The 13873-nt window shown below is 71.1% G+C and carries 11 protein-coding genes; 9 read left to right on the forward strand and 2 right to left on the reverse strand.

Annotated elements, in window-relative coordinates; all coding sequences use genetic code 11:
* The first annotated feature begins 183 nt into the window (after positions 1 to 183).
* The 5 genes from guaD (at position 184) to ACH4S7_RS13310 (ending at position 5387) form a co-directional block, all read left to right on the forward strand.
* Positions 184 to 1614, forward strand: a complete 1431-nt coding sequence (guaD, locus tag ACH4S7_RS13290) for a guanine deaminase (RefSeq protein WP_398521235.1) — start codon at positions 184 to 186, stop codon at positions 1612 to 1614.
* A gap of 84 nt (positions 1615 to 1698) precedes the next feature.
* Positions 1699 to 3075: an MFS transporter gene (locus tag ACH4S7_RS13295; protein WP_398521236.1), complete on the forward strand. Its 1377-nt coding sequence runs from the start codon at positions 1699 to 1701 to the stop codon at positions 3073 to 3075.
* A gap of 215 nt (positions 3076 to 3290) precedes the next feature.
* Positions 3291 to 3809 carry a SigE family RNA polymerase sigma factor gene (locus tag ACH4S7_RS13300; RefSeq protein WP_398521237.1) on the forward strand — a complete coding sequence of 173 codons (519 nt, stop codon included), beginning with the start codon at positions 3291 to 3293 and terminating at the stop codon, positions 3807 to 3809.
* Positions 3802 to 4629 carry a hypothetical protein gene (locus ACH4S7_RS13305; protein WP_398521238.1) on the forward strand — a complete coding sequence of 276 codons (828 nt, stop codon included), beginning with the start codon at positions 3802 to 3804 and terminating at the stop codon, positions 4627 to 4629. Before ACH4S7_RS13300 ends, ACH4S7_RS13305 begins: the two co-directional genes overlap by 8 nt.
* Positions 4626 to 5387, forward strand: a complete 762-nt coding sequence (locus ACH4S7_RS13310) for a L,D-transpeptidase family protein (RefSeq protein ID WP_398521239.1) — start codon at positions 4626 to 4628, stop codon at positions 5385 to 5387. Before ACH4S7_RS13305 ends, ACH4S7_RS13310 begins: the two co-directional genes overlap by 4 nt.
* A 229-nt stretch (positions 5388 to 5616) precedes the next feature.
* Here the strand turns inward: ACH4S7_RS13310 and metG are convergent, their stop codons facing one another.
* Entirely contained in the window at positions 5617 to 7236 is a 1620-nt protein-coding gene (metG, locus tag ACH4S7_RS13315) for a methionine--tRNA ligase (RefSeq protein WP_398521240.1), read from the reverse strand.
* A 146-nt stretch (positions 7237 to 7382) separates the two neighbouring features.
* On the opposite strand from metG, the gene ACH4S7_RS13320 reads away from it, so the two are divergent.
* Positions 7383 to 8036: a response regulator transcription factor gene (locus ACH4S7_RS13320; protein WP_398521380.1), complete on the forward strand. Its 654-nt coding sequence runs from the start codon at positions 7383 to 7385 to the stop codon at positions 8034 to 8036.
* Positions 8037 to 8149: 113 nt separating this feature from the next.
* Positions 8150 to 9271 carry an ATP-binding protein gene (locus tag ACH4S7_RS13325; RefSeq protein WP_398521381.1) on the forward strand — a complete coding sequence of 374 codons (1122 nt, stop codon included), beginning with the start codon at positions 8150 to 8152 and terminating at the stop codon, positions 9269 to 9271.
* 56 nt (positions 9272 to 9327) lie between these two features.
* Here the strand turns inward: ACH4S7_RS13325 and ACH4S7_RS13330 are convergent, their stop codons facing one another.
* Positions 9328 to 11049 (reverse strand): VWA domain-containing protein, encoded by a 1722-nt coding sequence (locus tag ACH4S7_RS13330; protein WP_398521241.1) that lies wholly within the window; start codon positions 11047 to 11049, stop codon positions 9328 to 9330.
* A gap of 16 nt (positions 11050 to 11065) precedes the next feature.
* On the opposite strand from ACH4S7_RS13330, the gene ACH4S7_RS13335 reads away from it, so the two are divergent.
* Positions 11066 to 11329: a hypothetical protein gene (locus ACH4S7_RS13335; RefSeq protein WP_398521242.1), complete on the forward strand. Its 264-nt coding sequence runs from the start codon at positions 11066 to 11068 to the stop codon at positions 11327 to 11329.
* A 389-nt stretch (positions 11330 to 11718) separates the two neighbouring features.
* On the forward strand, positions 11719 to 13785 hold the full coding sequence (locus ACH4S7_RS13340; protein WP_398521243.1) for a PhoX family protein: 2067 nt from the start codon (positions 11719 to 11721) through the stop codon (positions 13783 to 13785).
* The last annotated feature ends 88 nt before the right edge of the window (positions 13786 to 13873 follow it).

Genomic DNA, 13873 nt, shown 5'->3' on the forward strand with positions numbered 1-13873 from the left:
GGATGGTGGTGTGGGCGGCCGGGGTGGTGCGGGCGGTACGACCGGCACCGGGCGGTGTGGGCGGCCGGGGTGGTGCGGGTGGTGCGGGTGGTGCGGGTGGGGCCGGATGGTGGTGCGCGGTGGTTCACCCGAACGGCCGCTTCCACCCGGCGTCCCCGCCCCCGTACGGCTCCACTGGTGCACATGACGAACGGCACGAACGGCATATCCGCGACAGGACGGGCGGCGGGGCAGGCCGGGCGGATCGGGTCCGGCGCGGTCACCGCCGTACGCGGAACGCTCATCCGGTTCCGCGGCGACCCCTTTCTGATCGGCCGCGACGACGCCTTCGTCCACTGCGCGGACGGGCTGCTGATCTGCGTGGACGGAAAGGTCACCGCGGCCGGCGACTACGCGGAGCTGCGCGACCGGCTGCCCGACGGCGTCACCCCCGTCCACTACCCCGGCCAGGTCATCTGTCCGGGGTTCATCGACAGCCATGTGCACTACGTCCAGACCGGGATCATCGCCGCATTCGGCGCCCAGCTCATCGACTGGCTCAACCACTACACCTTCGTGGAGGAACAGCGCTTCGCCGACGGCGCCTACGCCCGCCGCGTCGCCGCGGCCTTCTGCGATGAACTCCTCCGCAACGGCACCACCACCGCGCTGACCTTCGCCGCCGTCTACCCCGACTCCGTCGACGCGCTCTTCGAAGAGGCGACCAGGCGCGATATGCGGATCATCGCCGGCAAGGTCCTGATGGACCGCAACGCCCCCGACGCCCTGCTGGACACCGCGGCGACCGGCTACGACGACTCCAAACGGCTCATCGACCGCTGGCACGGCAAGGGCCGCAACGGCTACGCCATCACGCCGCGGTTCGCCCCCACCAGCACCCCCGAACAGCTCGCGGCGGCCGGTCAGCTCTGGCGGGAGCACCCGGACACGCTCGTCCACACCCATGTCTCCGAGAACGTCGGCGAGATCTCTTGGGTCCGCTCCCTCTTCCCGGAGCGGACCGGCTACCTCGACGTCTACGACCACTACGGACTGACCGGGCCGGGCGCGGTCCTCGCCCACGGGGTCCATCTCACCGGCACGGAGCGGAGGCGCTGCGCCGAGACGGGCACGGCCGTCGCCCACTGCCCCACCTCGAACCTCTTCCTGGGCAGCGGTCTGTTCCACGTGCACGACGCCAAGGACCCGCACCACCCCATGACGATCGGTCTGGGCACGGACATCGGCGCCGGTACCAGCTTCTCGCTGCTGTCGACCATGAACGAGGCGTACAAGGTGGCCCAGTTGGCCAACTACCCGCTCGACGCGGTCAAGGCGTTCTATCTCGCCACCCGGGGCGGCGCCGAAGCACTCCGGCTGACGGACACCGTCGGCTCCCTCGAACCCGGCCAGGAGGCGGACTTCGTGGTGCTGGACCCGGAGGCCACCCCGGTGCTCGCCCAGCGCACCTCGCGGGTGTCGGACATCGAGGAACTGCTCTTCGTGCTCGCCGTGATGGGGGACGACCGGGTCGTACGGGCGACCTATGTGGCCGGGGCCCTCGCGCATGACCGGGATGCGCCCCGGGACGCGGCCAGGGATGCGAAGAACGGGCCGGGCGGGCCGGACACCTGATACCCGGCGTCTCCCCCGCCGCCCTCTATGCCCCCTTCTGTCCGCCCCGCACCGCAGACGACGTACGACGCCCAGGAGGCAGCGATGTCCACCCCCACCGACGGCGGCGCGTACCGACACCACCCCGGCGCCCGCATCCTGCACGGCCCGCACCGGACCATCGGAGGCGTCGAGGCATGGATCGTCTGGACCCTCTGCGCGATCTTCGTGGTCTGGCTCTTCGCGATCCAGACCGGATACGCCGTGGTCTCCCCCGAGATCCAGCGGACGGCGGCCCTCTCCGTCGCTCAGATCAGCCTCGCCGGTTCCGTCTACACCTGGGCGTTCGCGCTCTGCCAGTTCTTCAGCGGCGCCCTGCTCGACCGGTTCGGCTCCCGTCCGCTGCTCGCCGTCGCGGTCGCCTTCGTCACGGCGGGCGCCTTCCTGTACGCGCAGACGACGAGCATGACCACACTCGTCATCGCACAGGTCGTCCTCGCGATCGGTTCGTCGTTCGGGTTCGTCGGCGCGGGCTACATCGGCGGCCAGTGGTTCCCCGCCGCCCGCTACGGACTGATGTTCGGTCTCGTCCAGACCCTCGCCTCACTCGGCTCGGCCGTCGGCCAGCCGGTGATCTCCTGGCAACTGGAGCACGTCAGTTGGCAGCAGTTGCTCAACGGCTTCGGCGCGGCGGGTGTGCTGCTGATCGTGCTCTTCGTCCTGCTCGTACGGAACCCGGCACCCGGACCCGAACAACTGCGGACGGCGACCCGCCCACCGCTGTTGAAGAGCATCCTGAAGGACCTCGGCACCTGCTTCGCCAACCGCAATGTGGTGCTCTCGTCGATCCTCGCGGGCGTCTCCTTCGGCTCGATGCTGGCCGTGGGCGTGCTGTGGGGGCCGCGCGTCATCGAGGCCCGGGGCTCCGACGCCTCCTTCGCCGCCACGCTCACCGCCATGTCCTGGCTCGGGCTCGCGGTCGGGGCGCCGCTGTTCAACCTGATCTCGGACCACTGGAACACCCGCCGCGCCCCGGCGATCATCGGGGTGCTGCTCCAGGCCGCCGCCGTCGCGCTGCTCATCTATCTGCCGACGGAGACCAACAGCGTCTCCATGGTGGCCATGTTCGCCATCGGGCTCTTCGCGGGCGCCCATATGCTCGGCTTCACCGTCGCCGGTGAGTCCGTCAGCCCCGCACTGGTGGGCAGTTCGGCGGCGATCGTCAACGGTGTCTGCTTCATCGTGGGCGGAGTGCTCCAGGCCGTGCCCGGCCGGCTGCTGCCGGACAATCCGGTCCTCTCCGACTACGGGAGCGCCCTGCTGATGATGCCGATCCTGCTGGTCATCGGGGCGCTGGCCGGGTTCTTCCTCAAGGAGACCGGTGCCGAGACCGGTGCCGAGACCGGGGCCGAGACCGGGGTCGGTGCCGGGGCCGCCGAGAGCGGTTCGGGTACGGGGCCGGGCGGGAGCGGCACCCGCTGAGCTGAGGGGCTGCCTCGCTCGGACAGGGCCTGGCCCCGCTCCCCGCACTGGCTTCCGCCCCGGTACGAATTCCGCCCCCGTACCCGTACCGGCCTCCCGTCTTCCGTACCCGTACCGACCGCCCGGTGTGACTCGGCGGCGATCGGGCAACCGCAACCTCGCCCCACCGCGTTCCCTCTGTGTGGACGACGGAAGACAACGGCGAGGAATGAGTGATGGGCTCCCAGGGGGACGACGGCGACTTCGAGGCATTCGTCGCGGCCCGGGGCGGCCGGCTGCTGCGGATGGCCTGGTTGCTCACCGGGGACGCCCACCTCGCGGAGGACCTGCTCCAGACCGTACTGGCGAAGGTGTGGCCGAAGTGGCGGAAGATCGCCATGGATCACCCCGAGGCGTACATCCGCAAGGCGATGGTGCACACCCACGCCTCCTGGTGGCGGCGGCGCTGGCGGGGCGAGGTCCCGCACGGCGAACTGCCGGACACGGTGGCCGGGTGGGACGCGTACGGCAACGTCGATCTGGAGCAGTCGCTGGCGGCGGCCGTCCGCGCCCTGCCGGTGCGGCAGCGCGCGGTGGTGGTGCTGCGCTTCTTCGAGGACTTGAGCGTCGAGGAGACGGCGGCCACGCTCGGCTGTGCCCCGGGCACGGTCAAGAGCCAGTCGTCCAAGGCGTTGCGCACACTGCGGGCGCTGCTGCCCGCCACGACGGCGGAGAGGGTTGACTGCGGTGCGTGACCCCGAGACCGGCGCGGACGAGATGCGTCTGCTGCTGGAGCGGTTGACCCCCCGGCCGGCCGCCCCCGACGACCGGCTGGAGCAGGTGCGCGAACGGGTCAGACGACGCCGGCGCCGACGGCGCGCGGCGGGCGGCGCGGCGGGCACGGTGACCGCGCTGATCCTCGCCGGCACCGTACTGCCGTCCGTCGTCCAGGACACCAGCCCCCCGACGCGGCCGGCGCTCCCCGCGCAGACCCCGCCACAGACTCCTCCGGACGAGCCGAGCACGGTGGCCTTCCCACGGCTGGCCGGGCTCTCGCTCCGGCTGCCCGCCTCCTGGCACGCGCTGGACATGACGATCAAGGCAGCGGGGGAGCCGGCCCCGCCGGGGTTCTTCGCCACCGAGCCGCTCACCCAGCCCGCGTCCTGCACGGGGAAGTACCGGTGGGAGTGTCTGCCGCTGCGGCAACTGTCGCCCGGGGGCGCGATTGTCACGCTGAGCCTCTGGCCGGGGAAGCACGGTGCGGACAAGGCCAGGACGGAGGGCCACGGTTTGCAGGACGTGAGGAATGTGGCTCCCGCCTGTGCGAAGGTCGGTGGCACGGTCGCGTACAGCGGGACGATCGGCGACGGTTCGAGGTCCGACGCGGCGGTCGGGGTCGAGGTGTGCGCGGCGCGTGACCGGACGCCCGGTGCGGCCGACGACATCCAGCAGATCCTGAACAGCATCAGATTCGCCAGCAAGGCCACTCCCTCCGGCTCCTACGCCGCCCCCGGGACCGCTCCCCCCACCGGGCGCGACACCCCTCCTTCTAGGAACAAGCAGGTCAGTCCATGAGAGCGCGGATATCCCGACGTACGATCCCGGTGGCCGCGCTCGGCCTCCTCCTGCTGCTCACCGGCTGCGGCGGTACGGGAACCACACCGGAGGCCGACGACCGCCGGGCCACCGCCCCGGCCGGAGGGCCGGAGCGCTCGAACCCCTCCCCGATGGCCGCGCGCCCGCAGGAGATACCCGGCCTCGGCCCGGCGACCCGCGCGCGGATCGGCGCGGCGGCGCGGCAGGTGTTCGTGGTGACCGGTGAGACGGCGGACTCGAACCGGGCGACGGCGGTCCTCTACGAACGGGACGAGGTACGGGGCTGGCGCCCGGCGGCCGGCCCCTGGCCCGCCCGTAACGGCCGCCGTGGCTGGACCGAGGATCACCGGATGGGTGATCTGCGCTCGCCGATCGGCGTCTACGGGCTGACGGACGCGGGCGGGAAGCTGGCGGACCCGGGTACGGAGCTGCCGTACGACCGGAGGACGGAGTTCCGGGCCCCCGGGCGGAATGTCGAGGGGGAGTCGCTGGAGGAGGCATTCGACTACGTGGTGGCGATCAACTACAACCGGGTGCCGGGCCGGACACCGCTGGACTGGACGCGTCCGCTGGGCGAGGAGAAGGGCGGCGGCATCTGGGTCCATGTGGACCACGGCGCCGCGACCCAGGGGTGTGTGGCCCTCCCGAAGCCGCTGATGCGCGATCTGATGAAGCGGCTGGACCCGGCCGCGCGACCGGTGGTCGTGATGGGCCCGCAGGGCGTGCTGGCCCGATAGCGCGGCGGCGCCCGCCGTTGGTGCGGTGACGTCAGCCGGCCGGCCGGTTCGGTGGCCCCAGCCAGCCAGCCAGCGCGGCGGCCAGCCAGCGCGCCGGCCGGTTCGGTGACGACGAGCCCGGCCGGTTCGGTGCTCCAGCGAGCCGGTTCGGTGACGACGAGGCCCCCGGGTCCTGAGCGAGTGGCTCGGGACCCGGGGGCCTCGTGTGGTCACCGGAGGGATCCGGTCCCTACTGGTCCTTCTTCGGCTCCTCCAGACGCGGGAACAGCACCGCGCCCTTCGTCACCGTCGTGCCGACCGGCAGCAGTCCCCAGGTGCCGGCCGACTGCACCCGCTGGTCGGCCAGCGCGCCCAGCGACGCGTCCGCGCCGAGCGAGTCCCACAGCGACTGCGAAGTCTCCGGCATCACCGGGTTCAGCAGCACCGCGACCGCCCGCAGCGACTCCGCCGCCGTGTACAGGATCGTGGCGAGCCGCGCCTGACCCTCGGGCGAGGTGTCCTTCGCGACCTTCCACGGCTCCTGCTCGGTCAGATAGCCGTTGACCTGCTTGACGAAGTCGAAGATCGCCAGGATGCCGCCCTGGAAGTCGACCTCGTCGCCGATCTTCCGGTCCGCCTCCGTGACGGCCTTCGCCAGGCCGTCCCGTACCGCCTGCTCCGCCTCGCCGGACGCCGTCGCCTCCGGGAGCGCGCCGTCGAAGTACTTGCCGATCATCGCGGCGACCCGGGACGCGAGGTTTCCGTAGTCGTTCGCCAGCTCGCTCGTGTAGCGCGCGGTGAAGTCCTCCCAGGAGAAGGACCCGTCCTGGCCGAAGGCGATGGCCCGCAGGAAGTACCAGCGGTAGGCGTCCACGCCGAAGTGCGAGGTCAGGTCCTGCGGCTTGATGCCCGTGAGGTTCGACTTCGACATCTTCTCGCCGCCGACCATCAGCCAGCCGTTGGCGGCCACCCGCCCCGGCACCGGCAGTTCGTTGGCCATCAGCATCGCGGGCCAGATGATCGCGTGGAACCGCAGGATGTCCTTGCCGACCAGATGCACATCGGCCGGGAACGTCTCGGCGAACTTCTCCGGGTTCTCGTTGTAGCCGACCGCCGTCGCGTAGTTCAGCAGCGCGTCGATCCATACGTAGATCACGTGCTTCGGGTCCCACGGGACCTTCACACCCCAGTCGAAGGTGGACCGGGAGATCGACAGGTCCTGGAGGCCCTGCTTGACGAAGTTGACGACCTCGTTACGGGCCGACTCCGGCTGGATGAAGCCCGGGTTGGCCTCGTAGAACTCCAGCAGCTTGGGGCCGTACTCGCTGAGCTTGAAGAAGTAGTTCTCCTCCTTCAGCAGCTCGACGGGCTTCTTGTGGATCGGGCAGAGCTTCTGCCCGGCGTACTCGCCCTCGCCGTCGATCAGATCGCCGGGGAGCTTGTACTCCTCACAGCCCACGCAGTACGGGCCCTCGTACCCGCCCTGGTAGATCTCGCCCTTGTCGTGCAGGTCCTGGACGAACTCCGCCACACGGTCCGTGTGCCGCTTCTCCGTCGTCCGGATGAAATCGTCGTTCGCGATGTTCAGGTGCTCCCAGAGAGGCTTCCACGCCTCTTCCACGAGCTTGTCGCACCACTCCTGGGGCGTGACCCCGTTCGCCTCGGCAGTGCGCATGATCTTCTGACCGTGCTCGTCCGTGCCGGTGAGGTACCACACCTTCTCGCCGCGCTGACGGTGCCAGCGGGTGAGCACGTCGCCTGCGACGGTCGTATAGGCGTGGCCCAGGTGAGGAGCGTCGTTGACGTAGTAGATGGGGGTCGTGACGTAGTACGCCGTCGCCCCCTGCTTCTCGGATCCAGTGGCCGCCATGTCCGAAATCCTAACGGCCTCCACGTCATCCCTTCGCACGGATAAACCCGTCCCCCGGCCGGTGGAGACATCCGCGAAACATCCCATGCCGTAAAAAGGCGCATCCTTGGAGAGAGGTGGCATACGGGGTGCGAGGGGACGACAACATGCGGGTACTGGTCGCCGAGGACGAGCAGATCCTGGCCGAGCTGGTCGCCACCGGGCTCCGGCGCGCCGGATTCGCGGTCGACACCGTCTACAGCGGGGACGCGGCCCTCGCCTATCTGGGGCTGCACGACTACGACGTGGTCGTCCTCGACCGCGATCTGCCCCGGGTCCACGGCGACGAGGTCGCGCGGGAGCTGGTCGCCTCCGGATCCCGGACCCGGATTCTGATGCTGACCGCCTCCGCGTCCCCGGAGGACCGGGTCGAGGGGCTCGACCTCGGCGCCGATGACTACCTCGGCAAGCCCTTCGACTTCCCCGAGCTGGTCTCCCGGGTCCGGGCGCTGCGCAGGCGCAGCGCCCGCGCCGTACCGCCCCTGCTGGACCGGCACGGCATCCGGCTCGACACCGTACGGCGGACCGCGGACCGGGACGGCCGGCCGCTGGACCTGTCGCCGAAGGAGTTCTCGGTGCTCCAGATCCTGCTGGAGGCGGACGGTGCCACCGTCTCGGCCGAGGAACTGCTCGAACGGGCCTGGGACGCGCACGCCGACCCCTTCACCGGGGCGGTACGGGTCTGTATGAGCAAGCTGCGCGCGAAACTCGGCGAACCGGGGCCGATACGCACCGTCCAGGGCGTGGGGTACGCCTTGTGAGTCGCCGTGTTCTGTTGCGGTTGCGGTTGGGGCCGTGCCGTTCGCGTTTCTTGGTCGGTCGTAGGGGCCGGGGCGGGGCGGCCGGTCCGCGCCGACAGTCGGCCGGCTCCACCATCCTGACGCGCTCCACCGTCCGGACACGGATCGCCCTCGTCTACGGCGCAGTCTTCCTGGTCCTCGGTGGAGTCCTGCTCGGCGTCGTCAATCTGCTCTCCAGCGCCGGTACGGAGACGGAGGCGGCGGCCATCGCCCGGCGGGCCGCGCCGATCCGGATCCAGACCGATTCCGGCGTCGGATGGATCATCCGGCGCGCCGACGACACCCAGCGGATCAACGCCGACCAGCTCACCGACAACGTCAGCGAGGCCGCGTCCGACCAGATGCTCTTCTGGTCGGTCACCGCGCTCGTCGGCACGGCCCTGTGCGCGGTCGCCGTGGGCTGGTGGACGGCCGGGCGGGTGCTGCGGCCGGTGCACACGATGACCGAGAAGGCGCGGAAGCTGTCCGAGCGGACCCTCTACGAACGGATCGGGGTGAACGGACCCGACGACGAGCTGAAGGAACTCGGGGACACCCTCGACGCGCTGCTCGCCCGGCTGGAGAAGGCATTCGACAGCCAGCGGCGGTTCATCGCCAACGCCTCGCACGAACTCAGGACACCACTGGCGACCCAGCGCACGGCGATCCAGGTGGGCCTGTCGGCGCCGACCCCGGAAGAGCTGGCCATGACGAAACAGGTACTGCTGGACACCAATCGGCGCAGCGAACGGCTCATCGAGGGCCTGCTGATGCTGGCACGCGGCGAACGGGGTCTTGAGCAGCGGGACGAGGTCGACCTCGGGGCCGTCGCGGCGGAGGAGGCGCGGCGGCACGGTGTGACGGCGGACGTGTCACGGAGCGGGACCGTCGAGGGGAGCCGGCTGCTGCTGACCCAGCTCGTGGGCAATCTGACGGCGAACGCCGTTGCGTACAACGTGCCCGGTGGGCGGGTCACGGTCACCGTCGTCGGCGGGGTGCTGACCGTGGAGAACACCGGTCCGGTGGTGGCGGCGGACGATATCCCGGCGCTGTTCGAACCGTTTCGACGGGGGGAGGGCCGGGACCGGATGGGCCCCGGCGCCGGCCTCGGCCTCTCGATCGTCCGGTCGATCGCGGAGGCGCACGGCGGCGAGGTGACGGCCGGGCCGGGCCCGGAGGGCGGCCTGACCGTCACCGTGACGCTGCCGGAGTCCTAGCGGACCCAGGCACTAGGGCTAGGGGCTAGGGCTAGGGACCAGGGACTGACCAGGGCTTAGGACTTCTTGGTCTCGCGCCGGGACTTCCAGCCCTGGAGGAGACCGTCGTAGAACGCGTCGTCCGGGAGGTCGGCGGGGGTGGGCCCGGCGTGGAAGAAGCCGGTGTTCTCGGCGGAGAGCTTGCGGAGGTAGTCGAACGCCTTCGCCTCGTGCTCGCCGAACGCGACGAACTGCCAGAAGACGGGCCGGTCGGCCGCCTCGGCCAGCGCGGCGGTCGCGGCGGTCTTGGACTCGGGCGCGCCATCGGTCTGGAAGATCACGAAGGCGGGGGCGGTGCGGTCCGGTTCGGCCTCGGCGTGGAGGGCGAGGACCTTCTCGACGGCGACGTGGTAGTTCGTCCGCCCCATCCGGCCCAGGGAGCCGTGCAGCTCGTCGATCCTGCCCTCGTACGAGGCGGGGGTCAGCTCGCCGGTGCCGTCCACATCGGTCGAGAAGAACACGACCCCGACGGTGGGGTCGTCACGCAGACCGGCCGCGAGGGCGAGAGCCTGCTCACCGAGGTGCTGTGCGCTGCCGTCCTTGTAGTAGGACCGCATGGAGCCGGAGCGGTCGAGCACGAGATAGACCCGCGTCCCGCGCGCTCCGTCGAGCCCGGCCCGCCGCAGCGCATCGAGCGCGGCGGAGTGGTGGGTGGTGACTTCAACGGCGGTGACGGAGGGGGCGGGCGTCGGTACGGCTGCGGCTGCGGCCGGGGCGTCCGTCTCCGGGGCGCTGTCGGGAGCGTCGGCGCTCTGGGCTTCGGGTTCCGCCTCCGGCTCGGGCTCGGGTGCGATGGGCTCGGGCTTGGCTTCCGCCTGCGGCTCCGCTGCTGCGGCGGGCTCGGGCTTGGCCTCCGGCTCCGCTGCTGCGGGGATGGGCTCCGGCTTCTCGGCGGCGGGGGCTTCGGGCTCGGGCTCCGCCTCCGGCTCCGCTGCTGCGGCGGCCTCCGGATCGGGCCCAGGCTCGGGCTTGGCCTCCGGCTCCGGCTTGGCTTCCGGCTCCGCTGCTGCGGGGGCTTCGGGCTTGGCCGTGGTGTCCGGCTGCTGTTCTGGCTCGGGTTCCGCCTCAGGCTTGGGTGCGACGGGCTCCGCCTCCGCCTGCGGCTCCGCTGCTGCGGGGGCGGCCTCTGGCTCGGGCTCCACCTTCGGCTCCACCTTCGGCTCCACCTTCGGCTCCACCTTCGGCTCCACCTCCGGCTCCGCTGCTGCGGCGGCCTCCGGATCGGGTCCAGGCTCGGGCTTGGCCTCCGGCGTGGGCTCCACCTCCGGCTCCGCTGCTGCGGGGGCCGCGTCCTGCTCGGCCTTCGGCTCCTCGGCGGCGGCGGGTGCCTCGGCCTCGGTGTCCGTGGCCGCCTCCGGCAGGGTGGCCGGGGTTTCCTCGGGCGCTTCCGCTTCCGCTTCCGCCGCTGCTTCTGGTGCTGTCGTGGTTACGGCCTCCGGCGCGTCCTCAGCCGTGAGGGCGGCCTCCGGCGTGGCCGGGCCGCCGTCCTCGGCGACGGGTGCCACCGGGCTGTCCGGGTTGTCCTCGGCGCGAGCGGTGCTTTCGGCGTCCGTGGATACGGGAGCGCTCTCGGCCGGGGCAGCGGTCTCCGATGCCTCGACGGCAGGTTCGGTCTCGCTCTCCTCGACGGGGGCCGCTTCCGGCTCCGGCTCCGTAACCGCCTCCGTAACCGGCTCAGCTTCCGCGACCGGCTCCGCGACCGGCTCCGTGCGCGTCTGCGCCGGTACGGACGGTGTCACCGGGCGCGGCTGCGGGTTGTCGAACGCCGCCGAGACCAGCTCCGCCGCCCGGTCCTCGGGCGACGGCGGGGTCGAGGCCGAAGCCTCGGCCGCCTCAGCCGGCTCGGAAGCGGTCGTGGTCGACTCCGCCGCCGCCTCGGTGGACGAGGAAGTGGTCGTCGTCGTGGTCGTGGTCGCCGTGCCCGACGCCGGAGCCGACGAGGCCGACGGCTCCGCCGCCGTCACCGGAGGGGAATCCGTCTCCCCCGAGGGCTCTACCGACGGCTTGGCCGGTTCCTGACGTTCGATTTGCGGTGGAATGGAGGCCGACGACGACTCATTGGGCTCCGAACCGGTCTCCGAACGATCGCGACCGAACATCTTGCGCAGCAAGCTCCGAATGCCCATGTGCGAGCCTTTCCCATGAGTTGGGTGCCGTAATGTCCGCACTTGGGCCGAGGCGTCCTTTGGTGTGTCCTGGCCAGAGCGGACACGTAAGGTTAGCCGCCACCCGCCACAAACCTCAGCGGGGGCAAATGCCCCCGCAATGGCCGGTAGCACCCACTCCATCCCCGGGATTCATCCGTCGTTCACCGGGCGTCCGTCACCTCGAACACCACCACGCTTAGCGTCGCGATCGGAGATGTTTCCGACACGATGTCGGCGCGGTGTGCGCCGGAGGAGGACTAAGTGCGCAATCTGTTGCCGCTCTTGAGCACCGGAGCACACGCGGGTGGACGTTCCGCGCTCACCTGCCGCTACCGCTGTGGCGACGCCTGTTTCCAAGAGGTGCCCAACACCAGCGACAACGAGTACGCCGGAGACATCATCGCGGGCGCGCTCTCCCGCCGTTCCCTGGTCCGGGCCGCCACCGTCGTGACGGTCGCCGCCGCGGCCGGTGCCGCGACCGTTGCGACCCCCGGCGGTACGAGCGCCAGCGCCGCCCCCGCCGCTGCCCACCGGCCGTCCGCTCCATCGACTTCGTCGAAGAACGGCGCGCGCGGACTCCGCTTCACCCCGGTCGCCCCCAACCGGAACGACAAGGTCACCGTCCCCGCCGGCTACACCCAGAACGTGGTGATCCGCTGGGGCGACCCCATCCTCCGTGGCGCCCCCGCCTTCAACGCGGCGAAGCAGACCGCCAAGGCGCAGGCGGGCCAGTTCGGCTACAACAACGACTTCCTCTCGCTGCTCCCGCTCCCCGGTGAGCGCCGCCGACAGGTCATGGTGGCCAACCACGAGTACACCGACGAGGTGCTGATGTTCCGGGGGTACGACCCGGAGAAGCCGACCCGCGAGCAGGTCGAGATCGCCTGGGCCGCCCACGGTCTCTCCGTCGTCGTGGTCGAGGAGGAGCGGGACTCGGGCAGGCTCACGCCCGTCACCAGGCACCACCTCAACCGACGGCTCACCGCCACCAGCCTCTTCAAGATGACCGGTCCCGCGGCCGGCAGCCCGCTGCTCCGTACCTCCACCGACCGGTCCGGGATCCGGGTGCGCGGCACCCTCAACAACTGCGCCGGTGGCACCACCCCGTGGGGCACCACCCTGCACGGCGAGGAGAACTTCAACCAGTACTTCGCCAACGGCTCCAGCGTCACCGACAAGCGCTACGGCATCGGCTCCGGCCCGAGCGAGCGCAAGTGGGAGCGGTTCGACAAGCGCTTCGACGTCGCGCGGGAGCCCAATGAGTCGCACCGGCACGGCTGGGTGGTCGAACTGGACCCGTACGACCCCGACTCCACCCCGCGCAAGCGGACCGCGCTCGGCCGTTTCAAGCACGAGGCCGCGCAGCCCCGGCTGACCGACGACGGCCGGCCCGTCGTCTACATGGGCGACGACGAACGATTCGACTACTTCTACAAGTTCGTCTCATCGAAGCGGATGAAGCGGGGCACCTCCCGGGCCGCCCGCGAGCACAACCGCACGCTGCTCGACGAGGGCACGCTCTATGTCGCCAAGCTCTCCGGTGACAGCCCGCAGGACATCGACGGCACCGGCAAGCTCCCCAACGACGGTGAGTTCGACGGCTCCGGCGTCTGGATTCCGCTGGCCACCGGCACCACGTCGCACGTCCCGGGGATGACCGCCGACGAGGTGTACGTCTTCACCCGTCTCGCCGGTGACAAGGTCGGCGCGACGAAGATGGACCGCCCCGAGGACGTCGAGCCGTCGCCGCGCACCGGCCGGGTCTATGTCGCCCTGACCAACAACACCGACCGGGGCAAGGCGGGCAAGCCGGGTGCGGACGAGGCCAACCCGCGCAACCTCAACAAGCACGGCCAGATCCTGGAGCTGGCGGAGAACTGGGACGACGCGGCGGGCGACGGCTTCGCCTGGCGACTGTTCCTGGTCGCGGGCGACCCGAACGACCCGTCCACGTACTTCGCGGGCTTCCCGAAGGAGAAGGTCAGCCCGATCTCCTGCCCGGACAACGTGGCGTTCGACCCGCACGGCAATCTGTGGATCTCCACCGACGGCAACCAGCTCGGTTCGCACGACGGGCTCTTCGGCGTCGCCACCCACGGCGAGCGCCGCGGTGAGCTGAAGCAGTTCCTGACCGTACCGAGGGGCGCGGAGACCTGTGGTCCGGTCATCCAGGACCGTCGGGTCCTGGTCGCGGTCCAGCACCCCGGGGAGCTGGACGGCGCGTCCGTCGAGAAGCCCGCGAGCACCTGGCCGGACGGACCGGGCAGGATCGTCCGCCCGGCCGTCGTCTCGGTCTGGCGCAAGGACGGCCGCGATATCGGCGTCTGAGCCGGAGATCCCGAGCCGGAGTACCCGAGCCGGTGAATGGACGGGGCGCCGGAGGGTGGGCGTGTCCGACGGATCAGACCGGAGATCA

The organism is Streptomyces sp. NPDC020965 (genome assembly GCF_044333555.1).
Lineage (GTDB): Bacteria > Actinomycetota > Actinomycetes > Streptomycetales > Streptomycetaceae > Streptomyces.